Here is a 16070-nt window from a genome sequence, read left to right as displayed (position 1 = left end):
GCCCCGCAAGCGGGGAGAGGTGAAGACAGCGACGAGATTCAGTCGAGAAAGCCGTTCAGCTTCCCGCCGTCTCGCCTTCCGTGCGCGGCTCGGCGGTGTCGCTCTTCAGTTTCGCAGCAGCGGCGACAATGCGGTCGGCGAGGCCTGCGGGCGCTCGGACCGGAGGCGCGGCGAGTGCGCGGCGCAAGGCGCGGGTCTCTTCCAGCAGGGCTTGGGCGGCGGAGGATTGCGCAAGCAGCTCTTCGGCAGGCAAACGCCGGTCGTCGGGCCAGAGCGAGAGATCCTCGCCCAGCCGGTCGATCAGTTCCTCAAACTCGGTGACGTCCATCGCCCGCCGGTCCCGCCTCGGTCAGGCCCGTCATAAAGCATTGCCGGCGCGGCGGAAACCGGATTTGCGCGGTGTCCTGCGCCAAAAGTGCCCGGAGCCTTGTGGAAGGCGGTCGAAACGTCGTCCGACCGATTCGGGGGCCCCCCTCGGGATCGGGGCGCCGGGCCTTCCTTAGCCCTTGCCGGGCGAATCAGCGAGGGCAGGTTTGGCTCCGCGTACCGTCGCGTCGACGGACTCCCAGGCCTCCCGCAACTCGGTCAGCCCGGCGATGATTCGCCGAAAGCTTTCGCGCGCATGCGGCCGGCCATAGGCCTTGAGGCTCGCTAGGATGAGGGCGTTGTAGGTCTGGAACAGACGCTCGGCCACCGCCCCGCCCTTGGCGAAGTCGAGATTGTGGCTGAGACCACGCAGGATCGCGGTCGCCTTCATCAGGTGCTCGTGCCCTTCCTCGAAGCGCCGTGCCTCCTGCGCGGACAGCGCCTTCTGGAGGAAGGTGATCGCGCCGCCAAGCAGCATCGAGATCGCCTTGAGCGGCGGCACGCTGGTTGCCGCGCCCCGATAGGCCTGGTTGGCCATGTACGCCATCGGATTATGCATCATCAACTACTCGAGCTGGAGTTAAGCAAGGCCTTGAGATAGGTCAGGGTGTTGTTGGCGCTTTCGATCGCGGCCTGGTACTTCGCATACTGCGCCTGCAACTGCGTCTGGTAGGCCGACGCGGCGCTGTCGATATCGTCGACCTTCTGCTGGAGGTCGCTGTCACGGTCAGTCAAATTCGTGATCAGCGTCTGCAATGCACCCGAGCTCGACGAATAATTCTTGGCGATCTGGTAGACCTGCGTGGCGAGGCCCGAGGTCGAGGTCACCGTGATCGACTGCGACGTCGACCCCGAATAGGTGAAGGCCATGCCGGCATAGGCCGTTCCGGCATTGCCGATGATCGTGGTGCCGCTGATCGTGAACAGCGAGGAATCGCCGCCGACCGAGGCCGAGGACAGATTGCCGGAGGAATCGACCGCTACGTCCAGGGTGAAGGATTGCGGCGACGTCCCGGTGTTGACGACAGTTAGCTGGCTCGACGAGGTCTTGGTCTGCGCCGAGAGGAGCGTGGTGACCCCGCTCAGATTCGTGCTCAGGATATTCGACAGCGTCGAGGTATCGAGCTCGAGCTCGTTGTTCTCGTTAAAGGACAGGCCGAGGTCGGCCATGGTGAGGCCGCCGACGGTGCTGTTCATGGCATTCTGTAGCGTATCCATGATGTCGCGCATGGTGCCGTCGCCGAACAGCACAGCGCTCGAAGAGGCCGTGCCGTCGGAACCAGTCGCCTGCTGTGCGATGACCGCATCGCGATAGGCGTTGTAATTGGTGACGAAGGTCGTGAGCGCCGATGTGATCTGGCTGGTATCCGTCCCGATGCTGATGTTCAGCGTCGCCCCGCTCGTCGTCGCCTGCAAGAGGTTGAAAGTGACGCCGGTCAGCACGTCGGTGATGTCGTTGGTATCCCTGGTCACTGAGATGCCGTCGAGGGTGAATTTGGCGGCCTGCGACGTCTGCAGAACATCGGAAAATGCGCCGGAGCTGTCGGTCACGCCAAGCTCGTTCAGGATGTCGTTGCCGGACGCGCTCGAATAGGAAATGTCGGCGGCATCCTCGGTCCCCGTCAACACCATTTCGTAAGACCCGCTCGACACCTGGACGATCGAAGCCTGCACATTGGTGGTCGAGGTCTGGGCGTTGATAGTGTCGACGACGTCTTGCAGCGACATCGTGCTCGTCACGCTGATGCTGGCGGTGCTGCCGCTGCCGAGTCCAAGCGAAAACGTTCCAGAATAGCCGAGGGCCGTGGTTTCACTTGATTGCGCGGTGCCGACCACCTTCTGCGCGGTCGCGACCTGGCTGATGGTCAGCGTGTGGTCCCCGGTCGCCGCGCCATTGCCGACGGACATGGAGAGCGCGGAGGAGGCGCTGACGTCACCGGTCGAGCTGATGGTCGCCGAGCGCGTGGCAAAGACGTTGGTTGCCAGCGAATTAACGACGGAGGTCGCGAGCGAGGACAACCCGCTCGACAGCGTCGAGAGGTCGGTCTGGAGCGCCTGGTAGGCCGTGACCTTGGCCTCGTTGTTGGTGATCGTGGTCGAGATCGTGGTCGCCTGGGTGAGCTTGGCGTCCACCGCCGCCGTGATCAGCGCGCTCCAGTCGAGGCTGGTGGACGTGGTGGTACCGGTCGTGGTCACCGAGGAGGCGCTAGACGTGCTCGTGCTCGCCGTGCTGCTGGTACTCGAACTGACGCTGGTCACTTTGCTGCCCGATCCATCGCGAGGTGGAGCGGGCCGGCATCAAGCCGGCCCGGCATGACGGTCGTTAGGCGGTCGCCTGGACCTTGCGCCTTAGCCGAGGAGCTTGAGCAGATACTGCGGCATCTGGTTCGCCGCGGATTCGGCCGACACCGCGGCCTGTGTTTTCACCTCGGCCGAGGACAGCGTGGCCTGCTCGGCCGCGATATCGACGTCCTTAATCGCCGAGTTCGCGGATTGCAGGTTCTGGGTCTGGGTCGAGATCGAGTCGGACGAGAAGTTGAACCGCGATTCCTGCGCACCGATGCTGGCGCGGGCGCCGGAGACCGTATCGATTGCGGTATCAAGGGTGGTCAGCGCCGAGGTCGCGTCAGACAGGGAGCTGACGTCGAGTGACGACACGCCGAGCGTCGACGCCGTCAGGCTCGTCAGCGTGATGGTGATGGTGTCGGAGCCGGAGGAGCCGACCAGCACCGAGACGCCCGAGGAGAACACGCTCGAGCCGTCCAGAAGGCTCTGGCTGGAATAGCGCGTCCCGGTCGCGATCGAATCGATTTCGCTCGTGAGCTGCGAGAATTCCGAGTTGATGTAGGCGCGGCTGGAATCGGTGGTGGTCCCCGACGCGGACTCGGAAGCCAGCGACTTCATGCGCGCCAGGATGTCGGAGATATTCGAGGCGCCGCCGTCAGCGGTCTGGAGGATCGCGGTCGCCTGCGAAGCGTTGGTCGCGGCCTGCTGCAGCGTGGTGACGTCCGACGAGATGCGGGTGGAGATCGCGAGGCCGGCGGCGTCGTCGGAGGCCGAGGTGATGCGCGAACCGCTCGACAGCTTTGCCAGCGCGCTGCTCTCCTGCGCGGAATTGATGTTGAGGTAGCGGACCGCAGAGTTCGCCGCGGTATTGGTGGAAATTGCAGGCATTGGAAACTCCTGTGCTGATGGGCAAGCGTGCCGCATCGTTGAAGACGATTGACGACGCGGACCACAGCCCCGTCCGTTCGCTCAAACGGTAGAGCGCAAGGAGATCAGGCGCGAAAATTTTCGTGAGGCGATTTTTATGATTAGCAATCGGTAAACGCGGTGCGGATGTCGCGTTCGTGCTTGCGCAGGAGCTGGCGAAGCTGCTGGCGGCCGCGCTTGAGCAGCGACTCCACTGCCGCCACCGTGGTGTCCATCACCTGGGCGATCTCGCTGTTGCTCATGCTCTCGTGGTACGAGAAGATCACCGCGATACGCTGCTGCTCGGGCAGGCGCTGCATCGCGAGCTCCAGCATCCTGTTCAATTCGTTGCGCTCGATGATATCAGCCGCATCCGGCTGGCCGTCGGCGACTTCCGGGACGCTCTCGACATTCTCGGTGCGCGGCTTGCGGCGCAGGTCGATGCAGCGGTTGGAGATGACGCGATAGAGCCAGGTCGAGAATTTGGCGCGGCCATGCTGCCAGCGTCCGCGATGGCTCCAGATCTTGAGCATGGTGTCCTGCACCACGTCTTCCGCATCGGCCGCGTTGCCGACGATGCGAAGCGCGATCGCGTAAGCGCGATCGATGTGGCGCTCGACCAGCATGCGGAACGCCGCCTCGTCGCCGGCGGCGAGCTTTTCGAGGAGTTCGCTGTCCTCATCGAACACGACGTCTGCGGCAACCACCGGACAGTCCGGCGCGAGCGGCACCGACGGCATCACCGGCACGGTCACTTCAGCCGGCACCATCGTCGTGATCTCGGCCTCGGCGGGAGCCCAGACATCAGCAGCGTAACTCATCCCGCAATCTCCAAACCGCAATGCCGGCGACGCACATGCCACACGGCTTCCAAGCGTTGAACGCGGGGCCAAAACAATCCAGGCGGATAATTTTTGTTATTTTTCAAGATGTTAGCTGGAATGTTTTGCCGAGTGGAAGGCAATAATTGCCGACTGCGCGATTCCCTTTGCGCATCACGTCTGCAATCATCACATCGTCTCGCGCCATGGCGGATCATCCCTCCTGAACAGATGTCGTGAGAAAAAACGCTGACATTACGCGGCACTAGGTGACCAACGCGACACACGCACAGCGCATCAAGAAGCGATTGTTTCCGAGTGTGAATGAACGCGAGACGACTTCTGCACTCGGCAATTTTTTCCGAATCACCTTTTTCGAACCTAGCGATTTTTTTGAATCTGTCAGTCGCGACGAGCGCGATTTTGAATCGCGCGCGAACTTTTTTCGCACTTGTGGCGCCTGACTCCGCCGATGCCAACGTTAATCGCTCTGATGAGCGGGGATTCTTCGCATGACGATAGCAACGGCCGGCCTCGAGCGCCGCGCGCAAATTGTTTCTGCTTGGTCGTTCGACGTTTTCGATACATTTCTGATGCGCGCCTGCACGACGCCGGATGGCGTATTTGAAAGGGCTTACGAGCTTTCCAGCATTTCAAGAACTTGTCCGGATGTTTCCGCGAGTTTCGTTCAGCATCGTATCCAGGCCGAAGCACGCGCACGCAGGACCGCGAAGGACAAACGCGGCGCAAGCGAAGTGCGCATCGATGAAATCTATTCCTATTTTCCGTTCAGGCTGTTCGCTCTCACGCGCGGCCATCTGAGCGACCTCGTCGAATCAGAGTTCGCAGCCGAGCTCGAGCTCTGCCGCGCCAACCCGGACATGCTTCGGCAATACCTGGACATGAAGCGTGCCGGCCACCGCGTCGGCTTCATCTCCGACACCTATTGGGATTCCGCCCAGCTGGCGCGACTGCTGCGCGCCTGCCGTCCCGAACTGACGTGGGACTTCCTCTACGCATCCTGCGACCACGGCATGAGCAAGAGCGAGACGCTGTTCGCAAAATACCTGGCTGAAGAGGGCATCGACGCCGCTTCCTCCTTTCACGTCGGCGACAATGACAAAGCGGACATCAGGGGTGCGAAGCGTCACGGCATTCGGCCGCGCTATTATCCGCAGGCCACGCCGCAACTGGCCTCGAAATTTCAGCGCGAGACCGCATTGTTCGAATTGTTGTGCACGTGCGCGCCGTCCCGGCTCGATCATGGCGCACGCACCTTGCGGCGCATGGTCGCCGCTCGCAGCGTCGAAAAATCTCCCGCCTTCCACCTCGGCGCGACCGTGCTCGGCCCGGTGATGACCGCGTTCGACGCCTTTATCGCCGGGCGTTGCGAAGAGGTTGCGGGCCCGGACCGGAAGGTCGCTCTCGCTTTCCTCGGCCGCGACGGCTTTCTGCCGCACCGGATCTGGCATGAGCTGCGCGGCACCACATCGGCCTATCTCGAGATCAACCGCCGCGTCAGCCTGATCGCCTCGGCCGACACGATGCAGCCGCTCTGCGATCTCCTCAGCAAGGTGTTCAAGATCGACGCACCAACCTTCGGCGACATCGTGAAGATCATGCCGCCGAAGGTTGCCGCCTTCTTCGCAGATTTTCCCGACGGGATCGCTCCCGGCGAGGATTTGGCCGCGGCACTCCCCGAGCTGATGGATTCCGGCGAGATCGTCGCCCTCGCGGCGGCCTTGCGCGCCCGGCTGCTGGCCTATCTGCGCCATACCATCCCCGACTTCGACGATTGCACCGATCTCGTGCTCGCCGATCTCGGCTATTCCGGCAGCGTGCAGAAAGCGCTACGCCGCGTCCTCGACCTGGAGGGCGTCAAGATCCACCTCCACGGCGCCTATCTGCTGTCGCTCGACGATGCCTTCGACGATGTCGCCGAAGGCGACAGCGCCGCAGGCTTCATTTCCGACCTCGTGGTCACGCCCCATGCCAAGCGCATGCTGATCCGCAACATCGCGCTGCTGGAACAGGCCTGCTGCTCAGCCGACGGCTCGGTGCGCGACTACGACGGTGACCGTGTGCTGCGCGAGATCAATCCGCGTCCGGCAAGCCAGATCGCGCTGGCCGCGGAGCTGCAGGCCGGTGCCCTGGCCTTTGCAGAGGCGGCGGATGACGTCGCGCTCGACTTCTGCCTGAACCCTTATGCCTCGCCCGACGTCGCGGCGCGCTGGTGCGCGGCGACGCTGGCGCGGCTGTTGCTGTTGCCCGACGAGGACGAACTGGCGCTGCTCGGCGGGATGAAGCATGACGTCAATCTCGGCACGCATGCGCTGGCGCCGATGCTCGACGTCGACTTCATCCGCGATCAAATCACCGCCCGCGGCCTGTCCGCCGCCTGCACATCAGCCGCACCGCCGATGTGGCTCGCGGGCAGCTTTGCGCAGCTGTCGCCGTCCCATGGCTATCTCTATACGTTGTTCGGCGCCAACCGTCTGCCCGCTGACGTCTTCGAAGAGCATCCCTGCGGCACGGTTCAGATTGGCTTGTTCCGAGCCAATGGCAAAGCGACGCTCGAGAACGTGACCGTCCACCGCACCGGCCTCGGCGAATTGCGCCTGCGCATTCCCCTCCTGCGCACCATGGGCATCGCCACGGTTGCGCTTCCGCTACCGAAATTCGCCGCCGAAGGCCTGCTTCATGGCGTAACCGTCCAATCTGGCGACGACATTCGCGACGTGGCCGAGAGCCAGGATGTGACCAGCATCGCCGCCGAGAGCCTGATCTCAGCCAGCGTGCAGCGGAACGGCGCGTATTATCGCGCCCAGAACGAAGACGCCTGCCTGCTGATCCCCGTCGCCGCGATGACGCATGACATCGCGATCTATTCCATCGCGATCACCCCGATGGGCTCCAGCACCAAATAGTCCGCCTGATCGCACCGCCTTGACCGTTGAAGTCCAAGGGCAGGTGACGTGAGGGGCACGGAATTGACGGACGGGACGCACGACAACCTTGATCGTCTGCTGCAAGCTGGCGGCGTCCGGCTCGGATGGGCCCAGCGCGATCGCCTGGGCTGGCTAGCCGGCCAATACGGTGCGCCGACGCTGGACGGCATTCCCGGCGGACGGCGCAACGGCGTCATCATCCTCAAGGAGCCGCCGAGTGGTGCTGCGGCCGAGCTGTTCTACCGCTCGCTCAATCCCGGCTGCGCCGTCGTCATTCCAACAAGCGAGAATCCCGGCTTCGATTTTCTCAAGTCCAAGCTGACCGAGTTCGGCACCGTCGGCCACTGCGGCGCCGACGGCCCGCACGAGATGTGGTGGGGCGGCATCGGCTGGTCGAAGTTCCTCGCCGCGGCCGATACGTCCGCCGTTCGTCCACGAATCGTCTCCTGCTATCCGCGCGGCGGCGACGCGACCGCAGCCTTCGCGCTTCGGCACTCGCTCGAGCGGTTCGAGCTCGCCTGTCATATCGAGCCGATCGATACCCAGCTCGGCGACCGCATCCTCTGCTTCGAGAAAGCCGAGTTCATGCTGCGGATGTGGAACAAGTATCGCGAGCCGCTGCTGTTCGTCGAGGTCGGCACCGTGCTGCGTGAGGCGCCGCTGCTGCCGTCCTTTCTCGGCTGCGACGTCGCGCTGCACAAGTGGAATCGCTGGGAGATGTCGGCGCGCACGCTCTATCTCGGCCGCTCCAGGAGCGCTGAAATGCTGCTGCGCACCTGGCAACAGCTCGCCGCATCCTACCCTGCGATCTGGGAAGGCTATCTGCTCGACCAGGCCTGGAGCCTGACCTCGGCGCAGGTGCCGCTCGACACGGTGTGGCTGCCGCGATCCTATCACGCGATGAAGGGCGATCTCGGCGCGATGCGCGCTACGATTTTGCATGACCAGCAGACCACGACGCTGGAGCTCGGCCCCGATCCCGCCTTCGCAGGCCTCGTGCGCACCGCCCGCCGGGCCGGCCGCACCGGCGCCCGCGACGCCTTCATGGTGATGACCTCGAAAGCCGAAGCCGCAAACGGCATCTCAGTGATCCTGCGCGACATCTCGGCCAGCGACGCCGGCGCGGTGGCCGCCACCGTCGAGGCTGTGACCGGCGCCTATGCCGCCGACTGCGGTGGCTACGGCCGGCTCGAATTGTCGCTCTGCGCTTGGCAGGAGGACGTCGGCGCCGCGCGCGACGCGGCGGCGCTGGCGCGTTACCGCATCCTGGAGATCGCGCCGGGACAGCGCATCGCCAACGACTTCTTCGTCCACCATGCGGCCGACAACGCAGTCATGACCGCCCGCCATCTCTTCCCCTGACGGACATCACAGATGCTCAAGACCATCATCCTGCTCACCGACACCGTGCAACAGCAGCAGCCGCTGGCCAATCTGCTGAGAGAACACCATCGCGAGCTCGCGTTCTGCTCGGCGCTGCGCGCATCGGACCTCAACGCGATCGACCCGGACGTATTGAGCGAAGCGCGGCTGGTGTCCTTTGCCGCCGACGTCGCTGTCTCGGAAAAATTCCTGCTTCGGCTCGGTTATGGCGCCTACAAGTTCTATGCGGCGCCGGTGCAGTATCCGGGCTTGCCGCCGGCGTCCGACGAGAGCGATGAGGATCCGCGCTGCTACTCGGTGATCGCGCAGTCGATGACGATCTGGCCAGATTTCAAGAACGTGGTCGGCCTGGAAACCGTGACGATCCCGGACGGCACCGTTCCTGCCGAGCGCGAACGGCTGGTGTTCTCCCGCCTGGCTCACCTGTTCTGGCAGATGTCTGGAATGATCGCCGGCGAGGCGACGGATCTTCCCGCGATCATCGGCTCCAGCGAGAGCCAGCGTCCGACGCTTGCCATGATGAACTGAGTTAACGCGCGACGCCGTGGAGCTGCGCCGACAGCACATCGCGGTGCTCGGGCGCCGCAATGGCGATCATGCGCCGCGCGCGCTCGGCAAGGCCGCAGCCGCGCAGCTCGGCAATGCCCCATTCGGTGACGATGGCGTCAACATCGGCACGCGGCGTCGTCACAGTCTCGACATCAGCGACGATCCGGCTGGTCCCGTCGGACGCCGTCGACGGCAGCGCGATGATCGCCCTGCCTCGGGGGGAGGCATTGGCGCCACGCACGAAATCGAGCTGGCCACCGATCGCCCCGATCGCAACACCGTTCAGCGTCTCCGAATTCAGGCTGCCATCGAGCCCGACCTGAAGTGCCGAATTGATCGCGACCAGCCGATTGATCCGGGCCAGTACGCCCTGGCCGTGCGTATAGGATGTCGGCCGCACCGCGACCGCCTTGTTCTCGTGCACGAAGCGGTAGAGCCGCTGCGTGCCGATCACCTGGTTGGTGACGGTGATCCCGAGATCGATACCTTTCTCCGCATTTGTCACCGCGCCGCGCTCGATCAGGTCGACGACGGCGTCGTTGATCAGGCCGGAATGGATGCCGAGATCGCGCGCATGCGATAGCGAGGAGAGGATCGCGTCCGGAATCTGGCCGACGCCGAACTGAAGCGTGCTGCCGTCCGCGATCAGGCTCGCAGCATGCGCGGCGATTTTCCGCGAGACATCGTCGAGCGGCGTCGACGGCAATTCGACGGGCGGACGGGGGCCCGCCACGCGGATATCGATCGACACATCCGCGGGCCATTCTGCCCCGAACGTAAAGGGCGCATCCGGATTGATCTCGGCGATGACGAGGCGCGCGCCGCGCGCGGCATCGATGACATAGTCGTTGGACAGGCTGGCGCTCAGCCGTCCGTCGCCGGATTCCGCGAGTTGCACCAGGACAACATCCGCCTTGTGGCGTCGCGACGCGAAGTCGGCACAGAAGGCGCTGTAGTTGCTTGGGATCACGTCAAGCCGCCCAGCCTTGGCAAGCCGCCGCGCACTCCCGATCACCCCGTAGCTCTGAAACGAGATGTTGGGCGTGTAGCTTGCGGAGAACGTCTCCGAGAAGATCGGCCCGACCATCATGCGGAACGCGGGCAGATGTCCGGCTTGCGCGACCAGCGCTTCGGTCAGGGTGACCGGCTCCGCCGTCGCCTGCCCGCACACGACGAGATCGCCTTCCCGGATCAAGCCGGAATAGTCGATCGCAGTCGTGTTCTCGAGCATCGTATATCCGCCAGTGGTCCGCCCCCCGCGGCTAGTACGACTTCGCCAGCCCGAGCACCTTTTCCGCGATGAAGCAGAGCGCAAGCTGCGGGCTGACCGGCGCGATGCGCGGGATCAGGCTCTCGCGCATATAACGCTCGACGTGGAACTCCTTGGCGTAACCGAAGCCACCATGGGTCATCACCGCCTGCTCGCAGGCATGGTATCCGGCCTCGCCTGCGAAATATTTTGCGGCATTGGCGCCAGCGCCGCAGGGCAAGCCCCTGTCATATTGCCAGGCCGCCGACATCACCATCAGCCAGGCGGCCTCGAGCTCGACCCAGTTGATCGCGAGCGGATGCTGGATGCCCTGGTTCTTGCCGATCGGGCGGTTGAACACCACGCGCGTCTTGGCATATTCGGTCGCGCGCGACAGCGCGAGCTTGCCGAGGCCGACGGCCTCGGCCGCGATCAGGATGCGCTCGGGGTTCATGCCTTCGAGGATGTACTGGAAGCCCTTGCCCTCTTCACCGATACGGTCCTCCATCGGGATCTCAAAGTCCTCGAAGAACAGCTCGTTGGAATCGACGATCTTGCGACCCATCTTCTCGATCTCGTGGACCTTGATCTTCTTGCGGTCGAAGTCGGTGTAGAACAGGCTCAAGCCATGGGTCGGCGAGCGCACTTCTTCCAGCTGCGTGGTCCGCGCCAGCAGCAGGATCTTGTGCGCGACCTGCGCGGTGGAGATCCAGACCTTCTGGCCGTTGACGATGTAACGGTCGTTCTTGGCGACCGCACGGGTCTTGAGCTGCGTAGTGTTGAGGCCGGTGTTGGGCTCGGTGACAGCGAAGCACGCTTTCTCGCGGCCCTCGACCATCGGCGGCAGCATGCGCTTGCGCTGCTCTTCGGTGCCGAACACCACGACCGGGTTGAGACCGAACACATTGATATGCACGGCGGAGGCGCCGGACATGCCCGCACCGGATTCGGCGATCGCGCGCATCATGATCGCCGCTTCAGTGATGCCGAGGCCGGAGCCGCCATATTCCTCGGGAACGCAGACGCCGAGCCATCCGGCATCCGCCAGCGCCTTGTGGAAATCATGCGGGAAGCCGCCGTCGTGGTCCTTCTTCAGCCAATAGGAATCGGGAAAGCCTTCGCAGATCTTGGCGATGGCATCACGAATGGCTTCCTGCTGGTCTGTAAGCGCGAAATCCATGCTCTTGATCTCCTTATTGGGAGCCGCGAGGGCTCCGGCCTTAGCGCCCCATCTGGGAAGGCAGCCAGAGAATGATCGAGGGAAACGCCACCAGGATCGCAATCGCGAACAGGTGCGCAATGAAGTGCGGAAGCGTGCCGTGAAACACTTCGGCGACCGGACGCTTGGCATAGCGGGCGACGATGAAGCAGTTGAGCCCGACCGGCGGCGTAATCATGCCGACCTCGGCGGTGACGATCTTGATGACGCCGAACCAGATCGGGTCGAAGCCGAGCGTCTTGATCAGCGGCAGCACGATCGGCACGGTCAGCACCAGGATCGCGATCTGGTCCATGAACGAGCCGAGCACGATATAGCCGCACAGGATCAGCGTGATGATGACCCAGCGTGAGGTCGGCAGCGAGCCGATCCAGGCGACGAGGTCCTGCGTGACATGGGTGAGCGTGAAGAAATAGCCGAAGATCGAGGCGCCGACCAAGATCATGATGATCATGCAGGTGCCGTGGGATGCGCGCAGCAGCGTCGCATACAGCGAGCGAGGGGTGATCTTGCCCTTGACGATCGCAAGCAGGAAGGCGCCGAACGCGCCGAAGGCCGAAGCTTCCGTGGGCGTCGCGACGCCGAGATAGATGGTGCCGGTGACGATCGAGAACAGCACCACCATCGGCGAGACCTGCCACAGCAGCGCGAATTTTTCCCGCCACGGCACCGACTTCGCGGCCGGCGCGCGTGACGGATCTTGCCAGACCAGAAAATAGATCGTGGCCATGATGGTGAAGGTCACCAAAATCGCGGGGATGATGCCGCTGATCAGCAGCTTGCCGATATTCACTTCGGCCAGCAGGCCGAAGATCACGAGCGCGACGCTCGTCGGCAGCAGCATCGACAGCGTGCCGGAGATCGCAACCACGCCGGCCGCCATCTTCGGCTCGTAGCCCTGGCGGATCATCGCCGGCAGGCTGGTCGAGGACAGCGTCGCGGCCGACGCCGTCGAGGTGCCGCAGATCGCGCCGAAGCCGGCACCGGCGAGCGCGGTCGCCATGCCGAGCCCGCCGGGCACGCGGCCGACCCAGGCCGAAGCCGTCTTGAACAGATCGTCCGCCACGCCCGACAGCAGCACCAGGTCCGCCATCAGCAGGAACATCGGGATGGTGATCAGCTCATAGGAGGAGACGGTCGAGAGCGGTGCCGTTTCCAGAATGCCGAACAGGGTCGGGAAGCCGCCGACAATGACGAGGCCAACCGAGCCGGAAAAGGCCATGGCGATGCCCACGGGCGTGCCGAGCGCGAGCAGGGCAAACAGCAGAGCGAGAACGATGAGAGGTGTCATGGATATCCGCCGTTACTCAAAGCCGCGCGCTTCGCCGACGCCGGTGACCGGCGGCAGCGGATAGAGGTCGCGACCGCTCACAAGGCTGAGCACATTGCCGACGAGCTGGAGCGCCAGCCGCAGCACCAGCACGCCGCAGCCGAACGGCACCAGCGCCGCCGATATCCAGGTTGGCCAAGGAATGGCGCCGGAGAGAACGTCGTGCTGCTCGTAATTCTCCAGCGCGCGCTCGAAGCCGACCTTGCAGATCAGGACGAACACGAACAGGCCGGCGAGTGCGGTGGCGATCTCGGACAGCCGCCGTCCCGTCGGCGAGAAGCGCGACAAGAGAATGTCGACGCCGACATGGACATGCTCGCGCAAGGCGTCCGACAGCGTGAAGAAGAACACGCCGGCGAGCAGATAGAGTCCGATCAGATCATAGGTGAAGGAGAACGGACGGTTCAGCGCGTAACGCATGAACACGTCGGTCACGACCAGCATCATGATCACGAACATGAACACGACCGCGATCACTGTCAGCGCGCGTTCCAGCGCGCCGAGCACAGCCCCTGCCTGCTTGATCACCTCGCGCGCCTCCCCTCTTCGATCCCGGATTACTTGCTGCCGGCGGCGAGCAAGCCTTCGAACTCCTTCAGCGCGGCGGAGGCCTGCTTGCCGCGACTGTCGAGACCGCTCGCCCATTCCTGGCCGACGCCCTTGAGCTTGTCCTTCATCTCGGCGCGCGTCGCCTCCGGCAGCGGATCGAAGCTGACGCCTTCATCCTGCATGTGCTTCTTGGTTACTTCGCCTTCCTTGTCGACGTCGGCGCAGGCTTTTGGCGTGATCGCTTCAGACGCCTCGTCCATAGCCTTCTTCACGTCGTCGGGGAGCTTGTCCCAGGCCGACTGGTTGATGGAATAGGCGACGATGAAGCTGCCGAAGCTGACGCCCTCGGTGGCGTGCTTGACCAGCTTGTCGAGACCATAGGCCACGACGCTGTCGAGCGGAAAAAGCAGACCATCCATCGTGCCGCGCGACAGCGATTCATAGGCATCGGGCGCGGCCATGCGCACCGGCACGGCATTGAGCGCGCGCAGCGTCAGATCCTGCGCGCCGCCGGTGGTGCGCAGCTTCAGGCCCTGCATATCCTTGGTGGTCTCGACCCTCGCCTTGACGGTCCACACCTGGTAGGGCGGCAGCACCACGGCCATCAGCAGCTTGATCTTGTTCGGCGTATATTCCTGCTTGGCCAGAATGCCTTCGCGCGCGGTCTTCCAATAAGCGAGCGTGCCCTGGCAGCTGGTCGCGAACGCACCCGGCAATTGCGCGACTTCCGACAGCGGCATCTTGTCGGAGACATAGGACGGCCCGATGTAGCCGATGTCGACCACGCCTGACTGCGTCAGCCGCAGCATGTCGGCTGCCTTGCCGATCTGCTGGTTCGGATAATAGGTGAAGGTCACCGCGCCATTGGTCCGCTTGGTGACGTCATCCATCCAGGGCTTGAGCATCAGGCGGACGAGATAATGGCCGGCGGGGAAGCTGTCGGCGACCTTCAGCTCCAGCGCCTGCGCCGACATCATCGAGACCGGCAGCGCCACTGCGAACGCGGCGACGGACCAGACCAAATTCTTCTTCATTTGCTTCTCCCTGACGCGTCCCCACGCCGAAGGCGGCAGCCTGCCGCTGCCGGCCGTCCGGCCCTCACTCCAATTCTTGCTTGCGAAGAAAGTACATATATGTGAATTTATATGTCAAGTATATGAACTGTGTATAGGGCTATGCACCTAGGGCTGCAGTCAGCGAATTGACACCGAATATCTATGAATTCTAACTCCACGTATATGAATTACTACAACGAGGCTCCATGGGACCGCTCGCCGGCTTCACCATTCTCGATCTGACCTCGGTGCTGATGGGCCCCTACGGCACCCAGGTGCTGGCGGACATGGGCGCTGATGTCATCAAGGTCGAAAGCCCCGAGGGCGACATCGTTCGCCAGATCGGTCCCGGCCGCACGCCCGGCATGGGCGGGATGTTCCTCAATGCCAATCGCGGCAAGCGCAGCATCGTGCTCGATCTAAAAAAGCCTGAGGGCCGCGATACGCTGCTGCGACTGGCGAAGAGTGCCAGCGCGCTGGTCTATAATGTGCGCCCGCAGGCGATGGCGCGGCTCGGCCTCGACTATGAGACGCTGGCCGCGATCAATCCCGCCCTCGTCTATGTCGGCGCGTTCGGCTACGGCCAGTCCGGCCCCTATGCCGCCAAGCCCGCCTACGACGATCTGATCCAGGGCGCAGCCACGATTCCCACGCTGCTCGCCGCCGCCGGCGATGGAACGCCGCGCTACGTTCCGGTCACCATGGCCGACCGCATCGTCGGGCTCATGATGGTCAACGCCATCATGGGCGGGCTGATGCATCAGCAGCGCACCGGTGTGGGCCAGCGCATCGACGTGCCGATGTTCGAATCGATGACGGAGTTCGTGCTCATCGACCATCTGGGCGGGCTGACCTACGATCCGCCGCTCGACCATGGCGGCTACGCCCGCCTGCTTTCGCGCTATCGAAGACCGTACAAGACCAGCGACGGCTATCTCTGCGTCCTCGTCTACAACGACAAGCACTGGCGCAGCTTCTTCGAGGCCATCGGCCGGCCGGAATTCTTGCAGCAGCCGCGCTTTGCCAACCACGCCGCGCGCACCAGGCACATCGATGAGATCTACGAGGAGATCGGCCACATCTTCCTGACGCGCACGACGGCTGAATGGCGCGATCTACTGGAACGGGCCGACATTCCGGTGATGCCGATGCATACGCTGGAAACGATTTTGGACGATCCGCACCTCGAGGCGATCGATTTCTTCAGAACGGTCGATCACCCCGTGGAAGGCCGCATCCGTCAGATGCGCGTGCCATCCACCTGGAGTGTGACCCAGCCGGAAGCGCAGGGTCCCGCACCAACGCTCGGCCAGCATGGCCACGACATCTTGACGGAGGCCGGCTTCTCGGCGGACGAGATCGAAAAGCTTGCGGAGCAGAAGGCAGTTCACCTGGCAGCGCCGCCTTGA

Annotated in this window: 15 protein-coding genes; 5 read left to right on the top strand and 10 right to left on the bottom strand. The window is 63.7% G+C overall.

Annotated elements, in window-relative coordinates; all coding sequences use genetic code 11:
- Positions 1 to 55 precede the first annotated feature (55 nt).
- The 3 genes from ACPPVR_RS09470 to fliD all read right to left on the bottom strand — a co-directional run bounded on the left by ACPPVR_RS09470 (position 56) and on the right by fliD (position 2562).
- Positions 56 to 328, bottom strand: coding sequence for a hypothetical protein (locus tag ACPPVR_RS09470; protein WP_426613962.1), 273 nt, complete (start codon positions 326 to 328; stop codon positions 56 to 58).
- A gap of 171 nt (positions 329 to 499) precedes the next feature.
- Entirely contained in the window at positions 500 to 928 is a 429-nt protein-coding gene (gene fliS, locus ACPPVR_RS09465; protein WP_426613961.1) for a flagellar export chaperone FliS, read from the bottom strand.
- Positions 928 to 2562 (bottom strand): flagellar filament capping protein FliD, encoded by a 1635-nt coding sequence (fliD, locus tag ACPPVR_RS09460; protein WP_426613960.1) that lies wholly within the window; start codon positions 2560 to 2562, stop codon positions 928 to 930. Before fliD ends, fliS begins: the two co-directional genes overlap by 1 nt.
- Between fliD and ACPPVR_RS09455 the strand changes: the two genes are divergently transcribed.
- On the top strand, positions 2543 to 2683 hold the full coding sequence (locus ACPPVR_RS09455; protein ID WP_426613959.1) for a hypothetical protein: 141 nt from the start codon (positions 2543 to 2545) through the stop codon (positions 2681 to 2683). The genes fliD and ACPPVR_RS09455 overlap by 20 nt on opposite strands.
- Positions 2684 to 2715: 32 nt before the next feature.
- Here ACPPVR_RS09455 and ACPPVR_RS09450 read toward each other — a convergent pair whose 3' ends face one another.
- Both ACPPVR_RS09450 and ACPPVR_RS09445 read right to left on the bottom strand, forming a co-directional pair.
- A complete protein-coding gene (locus ACPPVR_RS09450) occupies positions 2716 to 3540 on the bottom strand; it encodes a flagellin (RefSeq protein WP_426613958.1) in 825 nt (274 codons plus the stop codon).
- Between the two features lie 140 nt (positions 3541 to 3680).
- Positions 3681 to 4379, bottom strand: coding sequence for an RNA polymerase sigma factor (locus ACPPVR_RS09445; protein ID WP_426613957.1), 699 nt, complete (start codon positions 4377 to 4379; stop codon positions 3681 to 3683).
- A 512-nt stretch (positions 4380 to 4891) separates the two neighbouring features.
- Here ACPPVR_RS09445 and ACPPVR_RS09440 point away from each other — a divergent pair.
- The 3 genes from ACPPVR_RS09440 to ACPPVR_RS09430 all read left to right on the top strand — a co-directional run bounded on the left by ACPPVR_RS09440 (position 4892) and on the right by ACPPVR_RS09430 (position 9238).
- Positions 4892 to 7306 (top strand): hypothetical protein, encoded by a 2415-nt coding sequence (locus tag ACPPVR_RS09440; RefSeq protein WP_426613956.1) that lies wholly within the window; start codon positions 4892 to 4894, stop codon positions 7304 to 7306.
- Between the two features lie 63 nt (positions 7307 to 7369).
- The gene (locus ACPPVR_RS09435) at positions 7370 to 8689 is read left to right on the top strand and encodes a hypothetical protein (protein ID WP_426613955.1); all 1320 of its coding nucleotides are present in this window, start codon (positions 7370 to 7372) and stop codon (positions 8687 to 8689) included.
- A 12-nt stretch (positions 8690 to 8701) separates the two neighbouring features.
- The gene (locus tag ACPPVR_RS09430) at positions 8702 to 9238 is read left to right on the top strand and encodes a hypothetical protein (RefSeq protein WP_426613954.1); all 537 of its coding nucleotides are present in this window, start codon (positions 8702 to 8704) and stop codon (positions 9236 to 9238) included.
- A gap of 1 nt (position 9239) precedes the next feature.
- Here the strand turns inward: ACPPVR_RS09430 and ACPPVR_RS09425 are convergent, their stop codons facing one another.
- The 5 genes from ACPPVR_RS09425 to dctP are packed head-to-tail and all read right to left on the bottom strand — an operon-like array spanning position 9240 to position 14640.
- Entirely contained in the window at positions 9240 to 10490 is a 1251-nt protein-coding gene (locus ACPPVR_RS09425) for an acetyl-CoA hydrolase/transferase family protein (RefSeq protein WP_426613953.1), read from the bottom strand.
- A gap of 31 nt (positions 10491 to 10521) precedes the next feature.
- Positions 10522 to 11688, bottom strand: coding sequence for an acyl-CoA dehydrogenase family protein (locus tag ACPPVR_RS09420; RefSeq protein WP_426613952.1), 1167 nt, complete (start codon positions 11686 to 11688; stop codon positions 10522 to 10524).
- A gap of 40 nt (positions 11689 to 11728) precedes the next feature.
- On the bottom strand, positions 11729 to 13018 hold the full coding sequence (locus ACPPVR_RS09415) for a TRAP transporter large permease (RefSeq protein WP_426613951.1): 1290 nt from the start codon (positions 13016 to 13018) through the stop codon (positions 11729 to 11731).
- A gap of 12 nt (positions 13019 to 13030) precedes the next feature.
- On the bottom strand, positions 13031 to 13585 hold the full coding sequence (locus ACPPVR_RS09410; RefSeq protein WP_426613950.1) for a TRAP transporter small permease: 555 nt from the start codon (positions 13583 to 13585) through the stop codon (positions 13031 to 13033).
- A gap of 29 nt (positions 13586 to 13614) precedes the next feature.
- The gene (gene dctP, locus ACPPVR_RS09405) at positions 13615 to 14640 is read right to left on the bottom strand and encodes a TRAP transporter substrate-binding protein DctP (protein WP_426613949.1); all 1026 of its coding nucleotides are present in this window, start codon (positions 14638 to 14640) and stop codon (positions 13615 to 13617) included.
- A 227-nt stretch (positions 14641 to 14867) separates the two neighbouring features.
- On the opposite strand from dctP, the gene ACPPVR_RS09400 reads away from it, so the two are divergent.
- Entirely contained in the window at positions 14868 to 16070 is a 1203-nt protein-coding gene (locus ACPPVR_RS09400) for a CaiB/BaiF CoA transferase family protein (RefSeq protein ID WP_426613948.1), read from the top strand.

This window comes from Bradyrhizobium sp. McL0616 (assembly GCF_049993385.1).
Classification (GTDB): Bacteria; Pseudomonadota; Alphaproteobacteria; order Rhizobiales; family Xanthobacteraceae; genus Bradyrhizobium.
The sequence above is the reverse complement of the archived record's forward strand: the minus strand, read 5'-3'. Positions and strand labels throughout refer to the sequence as shown.

Bases quoted from the DNA above. Each gene is read 5' to 3' on its own strand.
- ACPPVR_RS09470 (WP_426613962.1), bottom strand. From the start codon at position 328: ATGGACGTCACCGAGTTTGAGGAACTGATCGACCGGCTGGGCGAGGAT.
- fliS (WP_426613961.1), bottom strand. From the start codon at position 928: ATGATGCATAATCCGATGGCGTACATGGCCAACCAGGCCTATCGGGGC.
- ACPPVR_RS09450 (WP_426613958.1), bottom strand. From the start codon at position 3,540: ATGCCTGCAATTTCCACCAATACCGCGGCGAACTCTGCGGTCCGCTAC.
- ACPPVR_RS09445 (WP_426613957.1), bottom strand. From the start codon at position 4,379: ATGAGTTACGCTGCTGATGTCTGGGCTCCCGCCGAGGCCGAGATCACG.
- ACPPVR_RS09440 (WP_426613956.1), top strand. From the start codon at position 4,892: ATGACGATAGCAACGGCCGGCCTCGAGCGCCGCGCGCAAATTGTTTCT.
- ACPPVR_RS09430 (WP_426613954.1), top strand. From the start codon at position 8,702: ATGCTCAAGACCATCATCCTGCTCACCGACACCGTGCAACAGCAGCAG.
- ACPPVR_RS09425 (WP_426613953.1), bottom strand. From the start codon at position 10,490: ATGCTCGAGAACACGACTGCGATCGACTATTCCGGCTTGATCCGGGAA.
- ACPPVR_RS09420 (WP_426613952.1), bottom strand. From the start codon at position 11,688: ATGGATTTCGCGCTTACAGACCAGCAGGAAGCCATTCGTGATGCCATC.
- ACPPVR_RS09415 (WP_426613951.1), bottom strand. From the start codon at position 13,018: ATGACACCTCTCATCGTTCTCGCTCTGCTGTTTGCCCTGCTCGCGCTC.
- dctP (WP_426613949.1), bottom strand. From the start codon at position 14,640: ATGAAGAAGAATTTGGTCTGGTCCGTCGCCGCGTTCGCAGTGGCGCTG.
- ACPPVR_RS09400 (WP_426613948.1), top strand. From the start codon at position 14,868: ATGGGACCGCTCGCCGGCTTCACCATTCTCGATCTGACCTCGGTGCTG.